Here is a 21,298-nt window from a genome sequence, read left to right on the forward strand (position 1 = left end):
CGCCTTATCCGGCCTACGAAATCATGCAAATTCAATAAATTGCAGGAACTGTGTAGGCTGATAAGCGTAGCGCATCCGGCAGTTTAGCCCTTGCCATCAGTTTCAAGAGCCGCAAACGCGGCTCTTTTTACTTGGTTGAGATAAACGGAACAGTACTACCGGGGATCATGGTATCGGGTAATTTGCCATCCCAACGCTCAGCAGTGGTAAGGGCAACAAGACCCGGATTGTCCCGCAGAGCCTCACCGCGCAGGCGGATAGCTTCAGCTTTAGCCGCACCTCTTACGCAATAGTCTCCGCTTTAGCTGCTGTCTGCTTCTGCCTGAGCCTGAGTTACGGCAATTTGCGCCTGGATTTTCTCCGTTTACAGATTTTGCTTACGTGTGGCAATGGCGACTTCCGCTTTCATTCGATCTTCAATCGACTTCTCATAAGCGTCAGAATTGAGCAAAGCAAGGAATATGCCCCCTCTGATGTGAGGATAACAGTCAACCCCGAATATTAAGAATCTATAAAGAAGGGGCTGTAAGATTTATTTTATCTGTTTTCGGACTTTCAAGCTATAAATGGTGAGCGTTATCACAAACACAATAATCATAAATTTGTCTTATTTGCAATTCAACTCACAAACAGAAAGTTGACTTTATAATTACTAATCGCAACCTGTTGTTATTTATGGCTTGTTTGTTTTTCCTCTTCTGGTGGTTCGCCTTTTTAGCCCAATTGCTTTCAATTTTTTGCGCGCGTATTTTATTTTCACCGACAGTCGGTACTCTAAAAATAGGGATAATTTATGCGGCTTATTGATTATTTTCCAGAATCATCAATCTCAGTGATACATGCAGCTAAAGACTGGAAGGAGGCTATTGATTTTTCGATGGCATCATTATTAACAAAAGACTATATCAGCGAGAATTACATTCAGGCTATTAAAGATTCCACCATTAGCAATGGCCCTTATTATATTCTCGCACCAGGCGTGGCAATGCCTCATGCGCGGCCAGAATGTGGGGCGCTCAAAACCGGGATGTCTTTGACGTTACTTAAACAAGGCGTTTATTTTCCCGGGAATGACGAACCGATTAAATTACTCATCGGGCTTTCTGCTGCCGATGCCGATTCGCACATTGGCGCTATTCAGGCGTTAAGTGAATTACTGTGCGAAGAAGAAATACTGGAACAACTCTTAACAGCATCATCAGAAAAACAATTAGCGGACATTATCAGCCGCGAATAATGGACTCTCTCCTCTACAGGATAATATTATGGAAAACAAGTCTGCTCGTGCAAAGGTTCAGGCTTTTGGGGGCTTTTTGACCGCTATGGTCATTCCCAATATCGGTGCTTTTATTGCCTGGGGTTTTATTACTGCATTATTTATTCCTACCGGCTGGCTGCCGAATGAACATTTCGCCAAAATTGTCGGCCCAATGATTACCTATTTATTACCGGTGATGATTGGTTCTACCGGTGGTCACCTGGTCGGCGGTAAACGCGGTGCGGTGATGGGGGGCATAGGGACGATTGGCGTAATTGTTGGTGCTGAGATCCCCATGTTCCTGGGTTCGATGATTATGGGACCGCTTGGCGGCCTGATGATTAAATATGTCGATAAGGCACTGGAAAAACGCATCCCCGCTGGTTTTGAGATGGTTATCAATAACTTCTCATTAGGTATCGCCGGGATGGCTCTCTGCCTGTTAGGTTTTGAAGTTATCGGTCCAGCGGTGTTAATAGCCAATACTTTCGTCAAAGAGTGTATTGAGGCGCTGGTACATGCGGGCTATCTGCCTCTGCTGTCTGTTATCAATGAACCTGCGAAAGTGCTTTTCCTCAATAACGCGATCGATCAGGGTGTCTATTACCCGTTGGGGATGCAACAGGCTTCGGTTAACGGCAAATCCATCTTCTTTATGGTGGCGTCGAATCCGGGGCCAGGGTTGGGGTTGCTGCTGGCGTTTAGTCTGTTTGGTAAAGGAATGAGTAAACGTTCTGCGCCAGGTGCGATGATTATTCACTTTCTTGGCGGCATCCACGAACTGTATTTCCCGTATGTGCTGATGAAGCCGCTGACCATTATCGCCATGATTGCGGGCGGTATGTCTGGAACCTGGATGTTTAATTTGCTGGACGGTGGTCTGGTGGCTGGCCCAAGTCCGGGGTCTATTTTTGCCTACCTGGCACTGACGCCGAAAGGCTCGTTCCTGGCGACAATTGCCGGTGTTACGGTCGGCACCCTGGTCTCCTTTGTCATCACTTCTCTGATACTGAAGATGGAAAAAACGGTGGAAACGGAGAGCGAAGATGAGTTCACCGAATCTGCCAATGCGGTTAAAGTAATGAAGCAGGAAGGCGCATTTTCATTAAGCCGTGTGAAGCGTATTGCCTTTGTTTGCGATGCGGGGATGGGCTCCAGCGCGATGGGCGCAACCACCTTCCGTAAGCGCCTGGAAAAAGCGGGGCTGGCAATAGAAGTAAAACATTACGCGATAGAAAACGTGCCTGCGGATGCCGATATTGTGGTCACACACGCCAGTCTGGAAGGACGCGTGAAACGTGTGACGGATAAACCGCTGATATTGATTAATAACTATATTGGTGATCCAAAGCTCGACACGTTATTTAATCAATTAACCGCCGAACATAAACACTGATTACAGAGGTAAAAATGAAAACCAAAGTTGCTGCTATTTATGGCAAGCGGGATGTCCGTCTGCGCGAATTTGAACTGCCAGAAATTACCGATAATGAACTGTTAGTGAGTGTAATTTCTGACAGCGTTTGTTTATCTACCTGGAAAGCGGCGTTACTCGGTAGCGAACATAAACGGGTGCCTGACGATTTAGAAAATCATCCGGTAATTACCGGGCATGAATGTGCCGGGGTTATTGTCGAAGTGGGTAAAAATCTCACTGGCAAATATAAAAAAGGCCAACGTTTTGTACTGCAACCGGCAATGGGATTACCCACTGGATATTCAGCCGGATACAGCTACGAATATTTCGGCGGTAATGCCACCTATATGATTATTCCCGAAATCGCCATTAACCTGGGCTGTGTATTACCGTATCACGGTTCTTATTTTGCAGCGGCGTCGCTGGCGGAGCCGATGTGCTGCATTATTGGCGCTTATCATGCCAATTATCACACCACACAATATGTTTATGAGCATCGCATGGGCGTCAAACCTGGGGGCAATATTGCGCTGCTGGCGTGTGCTGGCCCGATGGGAATTGGCGCTATCGATTACGCCATTAACGGCGGCGTACAACCGTCGCGGGTGGTGGTGGTCGATATCGACGAAAAACGCCTGGCGCAGGTGCAGAAGCTGTTGCCGGTGGAACTGGCTGCAAGCAAGGGCATTGAGCTGGTGTATGTAAATACCAAAGGGATGAGCGATCCAGTTCAGACGCTACGGACGCTGACAGGAGATGCCGGGTTCGATGACGTGTTTGTCTATGCAGCGGTGCCTTCGGTCGTTGAGATGGCTGATGAGTTGCTGGCAGAAGACGGCTGCCTGAACTTCTTTGCCGGGCCGACGGATAAAAACTTCAAAGTGCCGTTTAATTTCTACAACGTTCATTACAACAGTACGCACGTCGTTGGGACGTCAGGCGGTTCCACGGACGATATGAAAGAGGCGATTGCCCTTAGCGCCACGGGGCAGTTGCAGCCGTCTTTTATGGTTACCCATATCGGTGGGCTGGATGCGGTGCCAGAAACCGTGCTTAATTTGCCAGATATCCCCGGCGGTAAAAAACTCATTTATAACGGCGTGACAATGCCGCTGACCGCCATTGCCGATTTTGCCGAAAAAGGCAAAACAGATCCGCTGTTTAAAGAGCTGGCGCGACTGGTTGAGGAAACGCACGGCATCTGGAATGAACAGGCCGAGAAATATCTGCTGGCACAATTTGGCGTTGATATCGGGGAGGCCGCGCAATGATGTCCCTGGCGTGGCCATTATTTCGCGTTACGGAGCAGGCAGCGTTGGCTGCCTGGCCGCAAACCGGATGTGGCGACAAAAATAAAATTGATGGCCTGGCGGTCACCGCGATGCGCCAGGCATTAAATGACGTCGCTTTTCGTGGACGAGTGGTTATCGGCGAGGGGGAAATTGATCATGCGCCGATGCTGTGGATTGGCGAAAAGGTGGGCAAAGGCGATGGACCAGAAGTCGATATCGCGGTTGACCCGATTGAAGGCACCCGGATGGTAGCGATGGGGCAGAGCAATGCGCTGGCGGTCATGGCCTTCGCCCCACGAGACAGCTTGCTTCACGCGCCCGATATGTATATGAAAAAACTGGTCGTTAATCGACTGGCTGCCGGGGCAATCGATCTGTCTTTGCCCCTTACAGAAAACTTGCGCAACGTGGCGAAAGCGTTAGGTAAACCACTGGATCGGTTACGTATGGTTACGCTTGATAAACCGCGCCTGAGTGCCGCGATTGAGGAAGCGACGCAGCTTGGCGTGAAGGTTTTTGCTCTGCCGGATGGCGATGTTGCCGCCAGCGTGCTGACCTGCTGGCAGGATAATCCTTACGACGTGATGTACACCATCGGCGGTGCGCCAGAGGGCGTTATTTCTGCCTGCGCTGTTAAAGCATTGGGCGGGGATATGCAGGCCGAGCTGATTGATTTTTGTCAGGCCAAAGGTGACTACACCGAAAATCGGCAAATTGCAGAGCAGGAGCGCAAGCGGTGTAAGGAAATGGGAGTTGACGTTAACCGAGTGTACTCACTCGACGAACTGGTGAGGGGAAAAGATATCCTCTTTAGTGCCACGGGCGTCACGGGCGGAGAGCTGGTGAACGGTATACAACAGACGGCGAATGGGGTGCGGACGCAGACATTACTGATCGGCGGCGCGGACCAAACGTGTAATATAATAGATTCCCTGCATTGATGGTGATCTATCGGAAGACGAATGGCGACGCTGACAGAAGATGATGTGCTTGAGCAACTGGACGCACAGGACAATTTATTTTCATTTATGAAAACTGCGCATACCATTTTGCTCCAGGGAATACGCCAGTTTCTGCCGTCGCTGTTTATCGATAACGATGAAGAGATCGTGGAATATGCAGTGAAGCCGTTACTCGCCCAAAGCGGCCCGCTTGATGATATTGATGTTGCGCTGCGTTTAATTTATGCGCTGGGAAAAATGGATAAATGGTTGTACGCCGATATCACGCATTTTTCTCAGTTCTGGCATTACCTGAACGAACAGGATGCCCCCCCAGGATTTGCCGATGACATAACCTGGGATTTTATCAGCAACGTCAATAGTATAACACGCAATGCGACTCTCTATGATGCGTTAAAAGCGATGAAGTTCGCCGATTTCGCCGTCTGGTCAGAGGGGCGTTTTACCGGGATGGTCAAAACGGCGCTGACGCTGGCAGTAACGACAACCTTAAAGGAATTAACGCCGTGAAAATTGAATTAACGGTGAATGGGCTGAACGTGCAAGCGCAGTACCATGATGAAGAGATAAAACACGTGCATAAACCATTGCTGCGCATGTTGGCCGCCTTGCAGGCGGTAAATCCGCAGCGGCGCACGGTGGTATTTCTTTGCGCGCCACCGGGGACGGGCAAATCTACGCTAACGACCTTCTGGGAATATCTTGCACAACAAGATCCCGAATTACCCGCTATTCAGACGCTCCCGATGGATGGTTTTCACCATTACAATAGCTGGCTGGATGAGCATCAGCTTCGCCCTTATAAAGGCGCACCGCAGACGTTTGACGTGGCGAAACTGGCGGAAAATCTGCGCCGGGCAGTGGAAGGGGATTGTACGTGGCCGCAGTACGATCGACAAAAGCATGATCCCGTAGAAGATGCGTTACACGTTACTGCACCGATCATTATCGTAGAAGGAAACTGGCTGTTGTTGGATGACGAGAAGTGGCGCACGCTTGCGCAATTTTGTGATTTCTCGATCTTTATCAACGCGCCCGCAGCTGCGTTACGGGAACGGCTGGTGGGGCGCAAGCTGGCGGGAGGGTTATCGCTGGCAGACGCTGAAGCCTTTTATGAACGTACCGACGGCCCAAATGTTCGCCGGGTGCTGGAACAGAGTCTGCCGGCAAATTTGACCTTAATGATGACGGCTAGCGGTGAATATCGTCTGGCGGATTGATGTCTCTCACTACACCGCCTTCCAGTCTCACAACGCGAGAAAAATGACGCCGGGTAAACGCGGCGTCATGGCTGATTGCCACCACGCTTGCACCTCGCTGGCGGCACTTTTCCAGCCAGCTTTCAAATACCGCCAGCCATTGGGCATCAAAATCCCGGCTCGGTTCGTCAAGTAATAACAGCGGCGGTGTGAGAGCTTCCAGACTGGCGACGGCGACCATCCTTCGCTGTGCGCTATGCAGATCCAATGGATGCGCGCTGGCAACGTCTGCTAACTGACAACATTGCAGGGCGTATTCGGTGCGTTTCGCGATGTCTGCGGGTGAGTATTTTTGTAATTTCAGGCCAAACGCGACCTCTTCAGCGACGGTGCTATGAAACAGCTGGTTTTCCACTTCCTGAAACAGCACGCCAATCTTTGCCGCGCGTTGGCGGTTCTTAAGCGTATGTAATGCCTGTTGTTGCAATATTACTGTACCGGAAGATGGGGGAAGAAGACCCGCCATGATGCGTAATAGTGTCGATTTTCCCGCGCCGTTGTCGCCGGTCAGCGCCAGCCATTCACCTTGTTTGAGTTGCAGAGAAATGTCGCAAAGACAATCCGTTGCTGCGCCAGGCCAGCGATAAGTCACCTGATTTAACGTTAACATAATGGCCGGAGCACTCCGTTTTGCAGTTGCCACGCTTGCTGGCAATAGTTCAGGAAAGGTGTGCGATGACGTTCAAAAAGAATAATCAGCGAATCACATTCCAGCGCCCAGTGTTGTAAACGTTGCAACAGCATTTCGCTGGCTTGCGACGTCAGTCGGCTAAAGGCTTCATCAAGAATTAATAGTTTTGGTTGCATGGCGATAGCGCAGGCGATGACCACACGTTGGGTCTCTCCGCCGGAGAGCGTTGCTGGATGACGATGGCGCAACGGCTGGCACTCGGTCAGGGTCAGGGCGGCGTCAATGCGCGCCATAACCTCGGCTTCTTCCAGACACAGATTTTCTGGTCCAAACGCAATTTCCTCTTCCACGCTGAAGGTACAGCCGGAGAGCTGCAAATAGGGTGATTGTTGGACGAGCTGGATAGTGGCGGCTTGTTCGTTTAATGGGAGTTGCCCAATAGGCGTATCGAGGAGCATTCCCGTGCCAGCGATATCACCCGGCATGAAGTCCGGATACCAACCCGCCATCAGCTGCGCCAACGTGCTTTTGCCGCTGCCGTTGTCCCCAAAGATGGCGACCATCCCCGGGTTGTCATAGTGAAAGTCATAACAGAACGGAGAGTGCGTTAAGTACGTAGGACAATAGCGAAACTGTTCTAACGTAACCATAGCCACACTCCGGGTTCTGCCAGCATCAGCAATATCATGGTGTAACGAGCCACTTTTTGTAATTTACTGTCAGGTGGTGCCCATAGCGTAGTGCGCCGGTTATGTAAGCGAAATGCCCGCATATCCAGCGCCGCACCACGGATCGCCAGATCGTTAAGCGCATTGTGTGTTAGCGGAATAATTAACGCCGGCATCGCACGTAAACGCTGATACCAGCCTTCATCCAGCGGCACGCCACGCGCACGCTGTGCTTCATGAATAATCGCTAATTGCCGTTTTAACTGCTCAACGACCAGCAGCGATCCGGCAAACAGATAAGCGACGCCCGGCGGCAGGCGAGAAGCAAACAAAGCGCGGATAAAACATTGCACGGGTACGTACTGCATCCACAACTGCGAAGTGGAAACAATGGCCAGAATGCGCAGCCAGAGCGTAATAGCAAATGCCCAACGTTCTGGATTGCGCGGCGTTCCGCTTATCCATTCTGTCAGCCAGCCACCGTGCACTAGCCACAGCCCGACCCCCAGCGAAAACATCAACCAGGCGACATATTTTGCCCGTCGCCGCGTGGCTTTTAACGCAATGAGGCAGAGAAAGGTCGCCGCGCTATAGACCGGCAAAATGGTCTGCGCGGGCAGGATTAGCGTGGTGCAGGCCGCCAGCGCCCACAGCGTTAATGAGGTAAACGGATGCATTTAGCGCACGGCAGCCATCGTTGGAAAATGGCGCGTAGTGCGAATCGGCAGTTGTCTCAGTAAAAGCCAGACAATCACCGCCGTGAGAATTTTATCGACCAGGTTCGCGCCTATCACCGTAATCGCCACCGATTCCACCAGGTTTTGCCCCATAGAGTGCATCCAGGCAACGAACAAATCGGCTCCACTACCGGTTACGCCGCCGAACAGCGCAGTACGTAACGGTACAGCAACGACTGTGACCGCCAGGGTAATAATCACGCCGCTGACAACGACTTTCGGCAGGGTGCGAAACCAACCTACCCGCGCCAGCGAACCCGCGACCAGACCAATGATCATCGCGACGGGGGCAAAAGCGGCGGCGATCGGGTCGGTCAATAATCCCCAAAGTAAATTGGTCAGTAGGCCGGTCAGCATACCGACCACCGGCCCAAGCAGTACCGCGCTAATAAGCGTGCCGATGGAGTCGAGAAAAATAGGTAGTTTGACCATGCTGGCCAGTTGCCCGCCGATCATATTGATGGCGATAGAGATAACGATCAGCACCAGAGCCTGACTGGAAAAGTGGCGACGCGCCATAAGAAAACCTCTCTGAAAATAGTTAGTTAACGGGGGAAATATGCAACTCGTCGTAACCAGAAAGTGCACATGGTTGGCGACTGAATGCCAGTTCTTCCAGGCAGCCGATCACCAGTTCAAGCGTGGTGCGCACGGTACAGCCTGGCATCATATGACCGCCAAGCATCGCACCGTGTTGGTCGGAAACGCAGAGATGAAGATGTTCGCCCGTCTGTTCCAGCGTGCCGTTCAGTGAGATCACTTCAAACTTACCGCTTAGAAGGGTGGTGTTTTCTTGCCCGGCATAGCGCAAAGCAACATCAGTCAGACTGCCGGTACAACCAGCAATCCACGCAGCGTGAAGCTGTTGCTGCTGTGCGAAGGCGCGTAATTGAGAGAAAACTTCCTGATCGGGAAGCAGGCGCAGCGCGTAAAAGCGTGCAGTTGAAGAATAAGGGTGAGGCAATGTCATCATTGAAGTACTCCGAAACTCGGACGTATTGCGGATGATATCGACGCTGCATCAGTCATATTCTGATATAAGTCAGGGTTTATGACGGCACAACGAAAAGATTTTGCTACGCTTATTCGTGATTCTGCTTGGTGGAATAATTCCTGGCGAACCAGGGCGAAAAACGTGACGTAAGTCAGATAATTGTCTTCTTTGACTGGACAATCATTCCTTTTATTCCGCGTTTCGCTTATCCTAGCTGAAGCGTTTCAGTCGATTAAATGTTCGACAATTAACCAATCAGTCGCGATTTGCGACAGGTAAGGTTTTCCCGAACGATTTGCTGGACTACTCTGTCTGGCAAATTTGCTTAGAGAAAGCCTTGCAGGAGACCTATGACCGTACGCGTAGCGATAAATGGCTTCGGTCGCATCGGGCGTAATGTGGTTCGTGCTGTGTATGAATCCGGACGCCGGGCGGAAATCACCGTGGTGGCAATCAACGAACTGGCGGATGCTGCGGGCATGGCGCATTTGTTGAAATATGACACCAGTCATGGCCGTTTTGCATGGGAAGTACGTCAGGAACGCGATCAACTCTTTGTTGGTGATGACGCCATCCGCGTATTGCATGAACGTTCACTGCAATCGCTCCCCTGGCGTGAACTTGGCGTCGATGTGGTTCTCGACTGCACCGGCGTATATGGCTCCCGCGAGCATGGCGAAGCGCACATTGCCGCCGGGGCTAAAAAGGTGCTCTTTTCACATCCTGGCAGTAACGATCTCGACGCGACCGTTGTTTACGGCGTCAATCAGGATCAACTTCGTGCGGAACACCGCATCGTTTCTAACGCTTCCTGTACCACGAATTGCATAATTCCCGTCATCAAATTGTTAGATGATGCGTACGGTATTGAGTCCGGCACTGTGACCACAATTCACTCCGCCATGCACGATCAACAGGTTATTGATGCATACCATCCTGACCTGCGTCGCACCCGGGCAGCCAGTCAGTCGATTATTCCGGTCGATACAAAACTGGCCGCCGGTATCACGCGTTTTTTCCCGCAGTTTAACGATCGTTTTGAAGCGATTGCGGTACGTGTGCCAACCATAAATGTGACGGCAATTGATTTAAGCGTGACGGTGAAGAAACCTGTAAAAGCCAATGAAGTCAACCAGTTGCTGCAAAAGGCGGCACAAGGTGCATTTCATGGTATAGTTGACTATACGGAATTACCGTTGGTCTCTGTAGATTTTAACCACGATCCGCACAGTGCCATTGTCGATGGCACTCAAACCCGGGTCAGTGGCGCACACCTGATCAAAACGTTGGTCTGGTGCGATAACGAATGGGGCTTTGCTAACCGAATGCTCGACACGACGTTAGCGATGGCTACTGTTGCTTTCAGGTAAGACGCAAGCAGCGTCTGCAAAACTTTTAGAATCAACGAGAGGATTCACCATGTCTGTAATTAAGATGACCGATCTGGATCTTGCTGGGAAACGTGTATTTATCCGTGCGGATCTGAACGTACCAGTAAAAGACGGGAAAGTAACCAGCGACGCACGTATCCGTGCTTCTCTGCCGACCATCGAACTGGCTCTGAAACAAGGCGCTAAAGTGATGGTAACTTCCCACCTGGGTCGTCCTACCGAAGGCGAGTACAATGAAGAATTCTCTCTGCTGCCGGTTGTTAACTACCTGAAAGACAAACTGTCTAACCCGGTTCGCCTGGTTAAAGATTACCTCGACGGCGTTGACGTTGCTGAAGGTGAACTGGTTGTTCTGGAAAACGTTCGCTTCAACAAAGGCGAGAAGAAAGACGACGAAACTCTGTCCAAGAAATACGCTGCACTGTGCGACGTGTTCGTAATGGACGCATTCGGTACTGCTCACCGCGCGCAGGCTTCTACTCACGGTATCGGTAAATTCGCTGACGTTGCGTGCGCAGGCCCGCTGCTGGCGGCTGAACTGGACGCGCTGGGTAAAGCACTGAAAGAACCGGCTCGTCCGATGGTGGCTATCGTTGGTGGTTCTAAAGTTTCTACCAAACTGACCGTTCTGGACTCCCTGTCTAAAATCGCTGACCAGCTGATCGTTGGTGGTGGTATTGCTAACACCTTTATCGCGGCACAAGGCCACGATGTGGGTAAATCTCTTTACGAAGCAGACCTGGTTGACGAAGCAAAACGTCTGCTGACCACCTGCAACATCCCGGTTCCGTCTGATGTTCGCGTAGCAACTGAGTTCTCTGAAACTGCTCCGGCTACTCTGAAATCTGTTAACGACGTGAAAGCTGACGAGCAGATCCTGGATATCGGCGACGCTTCTGCGCAAGAACTGGCTGAAATCCTGAAGAATGCGAAAACCATTCTGTGGAACGGCCCGGTTGGTGTGTTCGAATTCCCGAACTTCCGTAAAGGTACTGAAATCGTGGCTAACGCTATCGCAGACAGCGAAGCGTTCTCCATCGCTGGTGGCGGCGACACTCTGGCAGCAATCGACCTGTTCGGTATTGCTGACAAAATCTCCTACATCTCCACTGGCGGCGGCGCATTCCTCGAATTCGTGGAAGGTAAAGTACTGCCTGCAGTAGCGATGCTCGAAGAGCGCGCTAAGAAGTAAAAAAATCACAGGGCAGGGAAACCTGCCCTTGTTTCAGCGCGCTTTTAAAGCACGCACTTTTTCTACAGCCCGACGATACAGGACAAAGAAACATGTCTAAGATTTTTGATTTCGTAAAACCTGGCGTAATCACTGGTGATGACGTACAGAAAGTTTTCCAGGTAGCAAAAGAAAACAACTTCGCACTGCCAGCAGTAAACTGTGTCGGTACTGACTCCATCAACGCCGTACTGGAAACCGCTGCTAAAGTTAAAGCGCCGGTTATCGTTCAGTTCTCCAACGGTGGTGCTTCTTTTATCGCTGGTAAAGGCGTGAAATCTGACGTTCCGCAGGGTGCTGCTATCCTGGGCGCGATCTCTGGTGCACATCACGTACACCAGATGGCTGAACACTACGGTGTTCCGGTTATCCTGCACACTGACCACTGCGCGAAGAAACTGCTGCCGTGGATCGACGGTCTGCTGGACGCAGGTGAAAAACACTTCGCTGCTACCGGTAAGCCGCTGTTCTCTTCTCACATGATCGACCTGTCTGAAGAATCTCTGCAAGAGAACATTGAAATCTGCTCTAAATACCTGGAGCGCATGTCCAAAATCGGCATGACTCTGGAAATCGAACTGGGTTGCACCGGTGGTGAAGAAGACGGCGTGGACAACAGCCACATGGACGCTTCTGCACTGTACACCCAGCCGGAAGACGTTGATTACGCATACACCGAGCTGAGCAAAATCAGCCCGCGTTTCACCATCGCTGCTTCCTTCGGTAACGTACACGGCGTTTACAAGCCGGGTAACGTGGTTCTGACCCCGACTATCCTGCGCGATTCTCAGGAATATGTTTCTAAGAAACACAACCTGCCGCACAACAGCCTGAACTTCGTATTCCACGGCGGTTCCGGTTCTACAGCTCAGGAAATCAAAGACTCCGTAAGCTACGGTGTAGTGAAAATGAACATCGATACCGATACCCAATGGGCAACCTGGGAAGGTGTTCTGAACTACTACAAAGAAAATGAAGCTTACCTGCAGGGTCAGCTGGGCAACCCGAAAGGCGAAGATCAGCCGAACAAGAAATACTACGATCCGCGCGTATGGCTGCGTGCCGGTCAGACTTCGATGATCGCTCGTCTGGAAAAAGCATTCAAGGAACTGAACGCGATCGACGTTCTGTAAGATATTCCTTTTTGCTTATCTCAAGACCCGCTTTGCGGGTCTTTTTTTTCGCCAAAAGAAAAATTGCCTGATGCGCTACGCTTATCAGGCCTACGTGAACTTAAATGCTTTCGTAGGACGGATAAGGCGTTTACGTCGCATCCGGCATGAACAAAGCGCACCTTGTCAACAATCTGAGGAGGCCAGCATAGCGGGCTTTTTTTCGCCAAAAGCAAGGTGATGCAGATGAGAATTTTGTGATCTATTTGGCAAAATTATACTTTATTGTTTACCCTTGTCAGACCGCCCGTCATAAGGCGGCGGAGTGTATTTCTCCATTTTGAGTCAGTTAAAAAGGAATATTGAATGGAAGATTTGAATGTTGTCGATAGCATACACGGTGCAGGTTCCTGGTTGGTGAACAACCAGGCGCTGTTGCTGAGTTATGCTGTAAACATCGTGGCGGCTCTCGCGATTATCATTATCGGTTTGATTGTCGCGCGGATGATCTCCAACGCGGTGAATCGCCTGATGATCTCCCGTAACATAGATGCCACCGTAGCTGATTTTATCTCTGCATTAGCCCGATATGCGATTATTGCCTTTACGCTGATCGCAGCGTTAGGTCGCGTGGGCGTTCAAACCGCATCGGTTATCGCCGTGCTGGGTGCCGCAGGTTTAGCTGTAGGTTTGGCGTTGCAGGGTTCTCTGTCCAACCTGGCCGCTGGCGTATTGCTGGTACTGTTCCGCCCGTTCCGTGCCGGTGAATATGTCGACCTCGGCGGTGTTGCCGGTACAGTGCAGAGCGTGCAGATTTTCTCTACGACTATGCGCACCGCAGACGGTAAAATTATCGTTATCCCGAACGGTAAAATTATTGCCGGTAATATTATTAACTTCTCTCGCGAGCCTGCGCGCCGTAACGAATTTATCATTGGTGTGGCGTATGATTCCGATATCGATCAGGTGAAGCAGATCCTGACCGATATTATCCAGTCTGACGATCGCATTTTAAAAGATCGCGAAATGACCGTGCGTCTGAACGAGCTTGGCGCATCCTCGATTAATTTCGTGGTCCGCGTCTGGAGCAACAGCGGCGATCTGCAAAACGTTTACTGGGATGTGCTGGAGCGTATTAAACGCGAATTTGATGCCGCTGGTATCAGCTTCCCGTACCCGCAAATGGATGTGAATTTTAAGCGGGTGAAAGAAAATAAAGAGCGTGAAGCGGTAACACGTTAACCATGTGAAGCGCCCATGAAATTCATGGGCGCACAACCACTTTAACGCATTGTTTCATCAAGTATATTGGCAACTTTTTGCATGACTTCCCCGGCATTGTCCACGCCTTCATTTTTTTGCTGTTCTACCCACTGCGTTTGCTCTTGCTGATAACCAATCGCTTTCTGCCAGGCGTCAAGTTCTGATTTTTTCAGATAGCGAACATGTGCACCTTCCTGCTCAAGCGTTTTTACCATGCTGGTCAAATTGTTATCTAATCCCTGACCCAGCACCTTCTGGGTTGTAATGGCTGCTCGTTGAATCGCCTCGCGATCTTGAGTACTGAGGCTTTCCCAGGTGTGTTTATTCATCGTCAAAAGATAAACATGACCGAGCCAGAGCGAAGGGGAGAGCAACACATTCGGCGCAGCACGTTCAGCATGGATGTCATATCCGCTATCGAGATTGACCATTAAGCCCTCGAGTTTTCCGTCGCGGAGTGCTGTCGTAATTTGCTCATTCCACGGTAAGGTTACGGTTTTTGCTCCCGTATGATTTAAATAAGCCCGATGCCAGAAACTGGCTGTTCGCCAGGAAGTTCCCTGAAGATCGGTTAATGTCTGAATGGGCATGGTGGAAAAAAAACCTACCGGATAGCCAAGGAAAAATTGTAAGTTCACAACATTGTTACGCTCAAATTCAGCGTTAAATTCGGGAATTTCCGCATATACGCGACGAAAGAATTCTACCTGACTGGCTCCATGTCCCGGGCCAATAGCAAAGCTCTTGAAGATTTGATGAAGCGGCAATTGTTTCGCAGTGTATTCTGGTACCACTATACCCATATCAGCTTTGCTGCCATCGCTTATCGTCGCCAGTGCGTCATAGCTGATGGCGGTTTCTCCGTTCCAGTGTGGTTCAATTTTCAAACGCCCCTGAGATTCTTTTTCAATTTCTGCAAAAAATGTATTTTGAATTAGCTGGGTACGCATTCCGCCATAAGATTCATGATCGGTATAGCGCAGGATTTTTTCTGCGGCAAAATTAGGGGGAGATATCAGAAGTAATCCTGATAACACAGAGAATAAGAATGGTTTGAATGTCATGTCAGTTCCTGCTGTAATTTTGTTGGTTGTTATTAATATTGAAAGCCGAGAACTTTAACAACTGAAATCAAACTTCATATTTTTAAAGTCTAGCCAGGCATTGCCTGCGCCAAAATTATACCCGCCGAAATACTCTTCAAACTCAATATAATAAGGAGAGATTCCATCTGGTATAGACTGCACGGAAACCATCGAACCACCGAGATGATCGGGCAAATGTGTGTTATTCCACTGGCGAGTTTCACATTTATTGTTTCCCTCTGCATCTTGAGAAAAATAATGAATGGACTGGTAATCCGTATCATTTCTTTCTGTGGGGCTAATTCCTGCGTTAGGATCAAAAGTACGTGGTCGGCATGAAATCGCCAGATTGAACGCCAGCAACGGCTCAGGAATGTTGCCCAATTTACGGTAAATAAAATTGCTTTCAGGCGTATCTTTTGGTCTGACGTTAGCTTGAAAATAACTAAAAGCACTGCCGATGGTCAGCCATTCTGGCGCATCTTGCTGGTCGCGATAGTGGTTAGGTATAAGTTCAGGCGGCTCACAAAATGGACCGTCGAATTCTTGCTGGGTCAGTAAAATCACTGCATAAGAACAGCCTAATATATCTTCCATCCGAAATAGTCGTGGATGGCGTTGCTTTTCTGCCAGCCAGAAAAGGTAAAGGTCGGGGTCTTGAGAAGGAGCGGTGGGATCAAAATGCTCAAACAGATTCAATATTTCTTCTGTAGATGGTGTTCCGCCATCGTTGTGCTCGGGCGCAACCGCAAAGAAAGATAACGCGACAATCTCCGGGCCATAAATCTGATAATCCTTCGGTAACAGCAAGGTAAAACCGTGCTTCAATGGGAATCCATTATTTGGGTCCAGAGGCCATTGTTCTGGCGTTATTCCCGGCGGTAGCCCAAAGCACCAACCTTGTTGGCGCGGCATATTTTCGTGGATAGGGTAGGAGAGAAGAGTAAGATCATGTGCTTGCATAGTGTTAGTCCTTTACAACGCGAGCAGGGAAGCGAGCCATAACGTCGTTTACGCTATGGGGAATGATAAGATTTTTATCCTAAAATCAGTCACCGAATAGAATTATTTAATTTAATATTAAAATTATTTATATGCTATTAGTATTATCAATTTTATCTAATAACAATCCCGCGCTATAGTCTCTGCATCAGATAATTAATTCGGAATATTCACCGTGTTTTCTTATTATTTTCAAGGGCTTGCACTTGGTGCGGCTATGATCCTGCCGCTCGGTCCACAAAATGCTTTTGTGATGAATCAGGGTATTCGCCGCCAGTACCACATTATGATTGCCTTACTTTGTGCAATCAGCGATTTGGTTCTGATTTGCGCCGGGATTTTTGGCGGTAGCGCGTTACTGATGCAGTCACCGTGGTTATTGGCCTTAGTGACCTGGGGCGGCGTTGCCTTCTTGCTGTGGTATGGCTTTGGCGCTTTTAAAACGGCGATGAGCAGTAATATTGAGCTGGTTAGTGCTGAAGTCATGAAACAGGGACGCTGGAAAATTATTGCCACCATGCTGGCAGTGACCTGGCTGAATCCCCATGTTTATCTGGATACCTTTGTGGTATTGGGGAGCCTCGGCGGGCAGCTCGACGTCGAACCAAAACGCTGGTTTGCGCTTGGGACGATTAGCGCCTCTTTCTTGTGGTTCTTTGGTCTGGCTCTTCTCGCAGCCTGGTTGGCACCGCGTCTGCGTACCGCCAAAGCGCAGCGTATTATTAATATTATTGTTGGTAGCGTAATGTGGTTTATCGCCCTACAGCTGGCGAGAGATGGTATTGCCCATGCACAAGCCTTGTTCAGTTAGGCGCTATCTGATGGAAAATAAAAACAGAGACGCTAAGCTTGCCTACAGAGGTTTTGAATTTTGGGCAAGTAAATTAACACGGAGAGACTAACGTGAAGTTCAAAGTTATCGCCCTGGCGGCATTGATGGGTTTCAGCGGGATGGCAGTACAGGCCAATGAACTACCGGATGGTCCGCACATTGTCACTTCAGGAACGGCAAGCGTAGATGCGGTGCCAGACATTGCCACTCTTGCTATTGAAGTTAATGTGGCAGCGAAGGATGCTGCTACCGCCAAGAAACAAGCGGATGAGCGCGTGGCGCAATATATCTCTTTCCTTGAACTCAATCAGATCGCGAAAAAAGATATCAGTTCTGCGAATTTACGTACCCAGCCAGATTACGATTACCAGGATGGCAAAAGTATTCTGAAAGGCTATCGGGCAGTGAGAACGGTAGAAGTAACAGTTCGTCAGTTAGACAAACTGAATTCGTTGCTGGATGGTGCGCTGAAGGCCGGTCTTAACGAAATTCGTTCTGTTTCGTTGGGCGTGGCACAGCCGGATACCTATAAAGACAAGGCGCGTAAGGCAGCGATAGATAACGCGATTCATCAGGCGCAGGAGCTGGCAAATGGCTTTAATCGCAAACTGGGACCGGTGTATAGCGTGCGCTACCATGTTTCCAACTATCAGCCCAGCCCGATGGTTCGGATGATGAAAGCTGATGCCGCGCCGGTTTCTGCTCAGGAAACTTACGAGCAGGCCGCTATTCAGTTTGATGATCAGGTGGATGTGGTCTTCCAGTTAGAACCCGTTGATCAGCAACCTGCAAAAACACCTACCGCACAATAATACATTTAGCCCGACTCATTTGTCGGGCTAATGTCTTCACCTTATATCGTCTCCTTTTTCTGTAATTTTCTGTAAAACCATGATGCAATTACCTATCTTTGCTCGCGATTTCATCAAAGATTGAATAACTGAAACGGTTAAGCGGACAGTGATGTTTGGGAGAGGGTATGGATATTTTTATTTCGAAAAAGATGCGCAATTTTATTTTATTAGCGCAAACCAATAATATTGCTCGGGCAGCAGAAAAGATACATATGACGGCTTCACCGTTTGGCAAAAGTATTGCCGCGCTGGAGGAGCAAATTGGTTATACGCTGTTTACCCGTAAAGATAACAACATTAGCCTTAATAAAGCCGGACAGGAACTTTATCAAAAACTATTCCCGGTTTACCAACGACTTTCTGCTATTGATAATGAAATTCATAATTCCGGGCGTCATTCTCATGAAATTGTCATTGGCATCGATAATACTTATCCGACGATTATTTTTGATCAGCTAATCAGTCTTGGTGATAAATATGAAGGGGTGACTGCTCAGCCGGTTGAGTTTAGCGAAAATGGGGTTATCGATAATCTCTTCTACCGCCAGTTTGATTTTATTATCTCTCCGCAGCATGTATCCGCCCGAGTAAAGGGGCTGGAAAATCTAACTATCAGCGAACTGTCGCCGCTGCGGCTAGGATTTCTTGTTTCCCGCCGTTTTGAAGAACGTCAGGAGCAGGAGTTATTACAGGAGCTACCGTGGTTACAGATGCGCTTTCAGAACCGCGCTAACTATGAAGCGATGATTGATGCGAACATGCGCCCTTGTGGGATCAATCCAACAATCATTTATCGCCCCTACAGTTTTATGGCCAAAATCAGCGCCGTTGAGCGCGGACATTTTCTGACAGTCATTCCACATTTTGCCTGGCGACTGGTGAATCCGGCAACGCTGAAATATTTTGATGCGCCGCATACGCCAATGTATATGCAGGAATATCTCTATTCACTGAAAAATCATCGCTATACCGCCACGATGCTACAGCAAATTGCTGAAGATCGTGATGGTACGAGCAATTAACCCAGCATTGAACCCGTTTCGATCAAGTTACGATGCAGATCGAAAACGTGGCTAAGATCGTGGTGAATATGCCCGCCAGGGGCATTTTCCAGATAGCGATGCAGATAGTCACGGTACATGGGATGGGCGCAGTTATCGATGATAGCGCGTGCGCGCTGAAGTGGAGAGAGGCCGCGCAGATCGGCGATCCCTTGTTCAGTGATGATCACTTTCACGCTGTGCTCGCTGTGATCAACATGACTACACATCGGCACGATGGTTGATATTTTTCCTTCTTTGGCGATCGACGGCGCCATAAAGATCGACAGATAAGCATTGCGTTCAAAATCACCGCTGCCGCCGATACCGTTCATTAAATTAACACCGGCAACATGCGTTGAGTTGGCGTGCCCGTAAATATCAAACTCCAGGCCGACATTCAGAGCGATAACACCAAGGCGGCGGATAATTTCCGGGTTATTGGAAATCTCCTGCGGACGTAACACAATGCGACAGGAGAAATAGTCCATATTGTCATAAATCTTGCGCAGTGAATCGGCAGAGATAGTCAGACTGGAGGCGCTGGCTCCGGTGATTTTTCCGGTTTCCAGAAGATGAACTACTGATTCCTGTAGCACTTCCGAATACATCATAAACGGTGGAATATCCGGGTTATCCCCGAGACGCGCCATTACCGCATTATTGATGTTGCCTACCCCACTTTGCAGTGGCAGAAATTCCGGCGGAATGCGCCCCTGTGCCATTTCACGTAATAAGAAGGTAACCACATTGTCGGCGATCTGTTGGCACATGGGATTTTGCTTATCCAGCAGCTTACCTGCATCAGGTAAGTTGGTTTCCACGACCGCAACAATCTTTTTCGGATCAATTTGCACATAACGAGTACCGACGCGATCCATCGCATGGAAGATCGAAACGCTATTGCGTCGCGGTGGTGCGCCAGGAATCACAATATCCGCCAGTTCCGCAACGCGCGGATCATGATAGTGATTGAGTTCAATGATTACTTTCTTGGCCCGCAGTAACCAGGTCGGAGCGTTACCGATCCCACTGGTTAACCAGACACGTCCATCCGGCTCGATGGCTGAGGCTTCAATTACCGCAACATCAATGTCGCCGAAGAAGCCGTAGTTAACCATTTGCGCGACTTCGCTCAAGTGTAGATCAACAAAACTGACTGCCCCCTGATTGATCTTTTGGCGTAACCCAGATGATGTTTGATACGGAGCGCGCCATGAAACTGCGTTAGCTTCAGAGAGCACGTCATCGGCGGCGGCGCTAATTGACGCTCCGGTTAGCAGGCGAATCTGGTACGGTTTTTTCGCCTCATGTTGTTCGTTGGCACGATGAGCAATAGCGACAGGTAGAGCTTTAGGTGAACCCGCAGGGGTAAAGCCGCTGAATGCTACCATATCATTGTGCTGGATAATTTCCGCCGCTTCATCGGCGGTCATCCTTGCCCAGATCATATTCATCTTTTGCTCCTTCATTCGCTGAGCATTAATGCCCGACGAAAGTAGGTTTACGTTTTTCCAGGAAAGCGTTCATACCTTCCTGATAATCCTCGCTGTCATAAACCGCTCGGCGCATCCCCTGAATACGTTCAAATTCGTCTGAATTCATCGTGTGCGCCTCGCCCAGCACGCGCAGTTCTTCCTTGATTACCGCGATCGCCAGCGGTGCTTTTTCGGAAATGTGGTGTGCCATTTGCAGGGTGAAATCTTCCAGCTCGCTGATGTCAACAACGTGGTTGAGAATGCCAACAGCCAGCGCGCGTTGGGCGGTGACTGGCGAAGCGGTAAAAATCAGTTCTTTGACGATGTGGAAGCCCGCGTCACGGGTCAGGTTGTGGATGCCCACCAGGTTATACGGTACGCCAAGGTTAACTGGGGTCATTGAGAAGGTCGATGTGCTGGCGGCGATGATCAGATCGGAACTCATGATCATTTCAAAAGCACCTCCCCAGACGCTACCTTCGACCATTGAGATAATCGGTTTCGGGCATTTTTGGATCATACGGGTAATTTGCCGTAGCGGATCATCGTAAGAGAGAGGATCGCGACCGCCTGATGGCAGTTCATGGATGTCGTGGCCTGCGGAGAATACTTTGGAACCACTCGGGGCACGCAGGATGATACAGCGAATTTCGGGTCGGTTGAGATCGCTTAGCGCCTGGATCAGGTCGTCAATAAAGACTTTACTCAATGCATTGAGTTTGCGGCCATAGTTAAACTCAATGACCGCCACTTTGTTGATGATAATGACATTAACATACTGATAAAACATAA

The 21,298-nt window shown here is 49.5% G+C and carries 22 protein-coding genes and 1 pseudogene; 13 read left to right on the top strand and 10 right to left on the bottom strand.

The annotated features are described in order from the left end of the window. Positions 1–127: 127 nt before the first annotated feature. A pseudogene (locus HEM79_RS17325) lies at positions 128–442 on the bottom strand (prohibitin family protein); the annotation flags it as partial. Between the two features lie 351 nt (positions 443–793). Here HEM79_RS17325 and cmtB point away from each other — a divergent pair. From cmtB to HEM79_RS17355, 6 genes are read left to right on the top strand one after another with little or no spacing between them, the layout of a single operon-like run. After that, positions 794–1,237, top strand: coding sequence for a PTS mannitol transporter subunit IIA (gene cmtB / locus HEM79_RS17330; protein ID WP_176242674.1), 444 nt, complete (start codon positions 794–796; stop codon positions 1,235–1,237). A gap of 28 nt (positions 1,238–1,265) precedes the next feature. Continuing rightward, positions 1,266–2,654 (top strand): PTS mannitol transporter subunit IICB, encoded by a 1,389-nt coding sequence (gene cmtA, locus HEM79_RS17335; RefSeq protein ID WP_176242672.1) that lies wholly within the window; start codon positions 1,266–1,268, stop codon positions 2,652–2,654. Positions 2,655–2,668: 14 nt separating this feature from the next. After that, the gene (locus HEM79_RS17340) at positions 2,669–3,946 is read left to right on the top strand and encodes a zinc-binding dehydrogenase (protein ID WP_176242671.1); all 1,278 of its coding nucleotides are present in this window, start codon (positions 2,669–2,671) and stop codon (positions 3,944–3,946) included. Continuing rightward, positions 3,943–4,908, top strand: coding sequence for a class II fructose-bisphosphatase (glpX, locus tag HEM79_RS17345; protein WP_176242669.1), 966 nt, complete (start codon positions 3,943–3,945; stop codon positions 4,906–4,908). The genes HEM79_RS17340 and glpX overlap by 4 nt, the downstream gene beginning before the upstream one ends. Positions 4,909–4,929: 21 nt before the next feature. After that, positions 4,930–5,439 (top strand): fumarase E, encoded by a 510-nt coding sequence (gene fumE / locus HEM79_RS17350; RefSeq protein ID WP_176242667.1) that lies wholly within the window; start codon positions 4,930–4,932, stop codon positions 5,437–5,439. After that, entirely contained in the window at positions 5,436–6,149 is a 714-nt protein-coding gene (locus tag HEM79_RS17355) for a nucleoside/nucleotide kinase family protein (RefSeq protein WP_000687771.1), read from the top strand. Before fumE ends, HEM79_RS17355 begins: the two co-directional genes overlap by 4 nt. Here HEM79_RS17355 and HEM79_RS17360 read toward each other — a convergent pair. The 5 genes from HEM79_RS17360 to HEM79_RS17380 are packed head-to-tail and all read right to left on the bottom strand — an operon-like array spanning position 6,121 to position 9,197. Next, the gene (locus tag HEM79_RS17360) at positions 6,121–6,798 is read right to left on the bottom strand and encodes an ABC transporter ATP-binding protein (RefSeq protein WP_176242665.1); all 678 of its coding nucleotides are present in this window, start codon (positions 6,796–6,798) and stop codon (positions 6,121–6,123) included. The two genes, HEM79_RS17355 and HEM79_RS17360, sit on opposite strands and share 29 nt — an antisense overlap. Further along, positions 6,792–7,469: an ABC transporter ATP-binding protein gene (locus tag HEM79_RS17365; protein WP_176242663.1), complete on the bottom strand. Its 678-nt coding sequence runs from the start codon at positions 7,467–7,469 to the stop codon at positions 6,792–6,794. The genes HEM79_RS17360 and HEM79_RS17365 overlap by 7 nt, the downstream gene beginning before the upstream one ends. Then, on the bottom strand, positions 7,457–8,164 hold the full coding sequence (locus tag HEM79_RS17370) for an energy-coupling factor transporter transmembrane component T (protein WP_176242661.1): 708 nt from the start codon (positions 8,162–8,164) through the stop codon (positions 7,457–7,459). Before HEM79_RS17370 ends, HEM79_RS17365 begins: the two co-directional genes overlap by 13 nt. Continuing rightward, positions 8,165–8,743, bottom strand: a complete 579-nt coding sequence (locus tag HEM79_RS17375; RefSeq protein WP_176242659.1) for an ECF transporter S component — start codon at positions 8,741–8,743, stop codon at positions 8,165–8,167. A 22-nt stretch (positions 8,744–8,765) separates the two neighbouring features. Continuing rightward, positions 8,766–9,197 carry a PPC domain-containing DNA-binding protein gene (locus HEM79_RS17380; protein WP_000988685.1) on the bottom strand — a complete coding sequence of 144 codons (432 nt, stop codon included), beginning with the start codon at positions 9,195–9,197 and terminating at the stop codon, positions 8,766–8,768. A 371-nt stretch (positions 9,198–9,568) separates the two neighbouring features. On the opposite strand from HEM79_RS17380, the gene epd reads away from it, so the two are divergent. The 4 genes from epd to mscS all read left to right on the top strand — a co-directional run bounded on the left by epd (position 9,569) and on the right by mscS (position 14,194). Beyond that, entirely contained in the window at positions 9,569–10,588 is a 1,020-nt protein-coding gene (epd, locus tag HEM79_RS17385; RefSeq protein ID WP_000218494.1) for an erythrose-4-phosphate dehydrogenase, read from the top strand. A gap of 49 nt (positions 10,589–10,637) precedes the next feature. Beyond that, complete coding sequence (gene pgk / locus HEM79_RS17390; RefSeq protein ID WP_000111269.1) at positions 10,638–11,801, top strand: phosphoglycerate kinase; 1,164 nt, start codon at positions 10,638–10,640, stop codon at positions 11,799–11,801. Positions 11,802–11,893: 92 nt separating this feature from the next. Next, positions 11,894–12,973, top strand: a complete 1,080-nt coding sequence (fbaA, locus tag HEM79_RS17395; RefSeq protein ID WP_000034374.1) for a class II fructose-bisphosphate aldolase — start codon at positions 11,894–11,896, stop codon at positions 12,971–12,973. A 345-nt stretch (positions 12,974–13,318) separates the two neighbouring features. Then, entirely contained in the window at positions 13,319–14,194 is an 876-nt protein-coding gene (gene mscS, locus HEM79_RS17400; protein ID WP_176242657.1) for a small-conductance mechanosensitive channel MscS, read from the top strand. A 41-nt stretch (positions 14,195–14,235) separates the two neighbouring features. Here mscS and dctP read toward each other — a convergent pair whose 3' ends face one another. Both dctP and HEM79_RS17410 read right to left on the bottom strand, forming a co-directional pair. Beyond that, positions 14,236–15,279, bottom strand: coding sequence for a TRAP transporter substrate-binding protein DctP (dctP, locus tag HEM79_RS17405; RefSeq protein WP_176242647.1), 1,044 nt, complete (start codon positions 15,277–15,279; stop codon positions 14,236–14,238). 54 nt (positions 15,280–15,333) lie between these two features. After that, on the bottom strand, positions 15,334–16,263 hold the full coding sequence (locus HEM79_RS17410) for a hypothetical protein (protein ID WP_176242646.1): 930 nt from the start codon (positions 16,261–16,263) through the stop codon (positions 15,334–15,336). A gap of 214 nt (positions 16,264–16,477) precedes the next feature. On the opposite strand from HEM79_RS17410, the gene argO reads away from it, so the two are divergent. The 3 genes from argO to srsR all read left to right on the top strand — a co-directional run bounded on the left by argO (position 16,478) and on the right by srsR (position 19,010). Next, positions 16,478–17,113, top strand: coding sequence for an arginine exporter ArgO (argO, locus tag HEM79_RS17415; protein ID WP_105286525.1), 636 nt, complete (start codon positions 16,478–16,480; stop codon positions 17,111–17,113). A 92-nt stretch (positions 17,114–17,205) separates the two neighbouring features. Then, complete coding sequence (locus tag HEM79_RS17420) at positions 17,206–17,946, top strand: oxidative stress defense protein (protein ID WP_000669826.1); 741 nt, start codon at positions 17,206–17,208, stop codon at positions 17,944–17,946. Between the two features lie 167 nt (positions 17,947–18,113). Beyond that, a complete protein-coding gene (gene srsR, locus HEM79_RS17425) occupies positions 18,114–19,010 on the top strand; it encodes a LysR family transcriptional regulator SrsR (RefSeq protein WP_000350789.1) in 897 nt (298 codons plus the stop codon). On the opposite strand, the gene scpC is transcribed toward srsR, so the two are convergent. Both scpC and scpB read right to left on the bottom strand, forming a co-directional pair. Then, on the bottom strand, positions 19,007–20,485 hold the full coding sequence (gene scpC / locus HEM79_RS17430; protein ID WP_001056014.1) for a propionyl-CoA:succinate CoA transferase: 1,479 nt from the start codon (positions 20,483–20,485) through the stop codon (positions 19,007–19,009). The genes srsR and scpC overlap by 4 nt on opposite strands. Positions 20,486–20,510: 25 nt before the next feature. Beyond that, positions 20,511–21,296, bottom strand: coding sequence for a methylmalonyl-CoA decarboxylase (scpB, locus tag HEM79_RS17435; RefSeq protein WP_176242644.1), 786 nt, complete (start codon positions 21,294–21,296; stop codon positions 20,511–20,513). Positions 21,297–21,298: the final 2 nt, after the last annotated feature.

Origin of the sequence: Escherichia sp. 93.0816 (genome assembly GCF_013368855.2) — a bacterium.
Classification (GTDB): domain Bacteria; phylum Pseudomonadota; class Gammaproteobacteria; order Enterobacterales; family Enterobacteriaceae; genus Escherichia; species Escherichia ruysiae.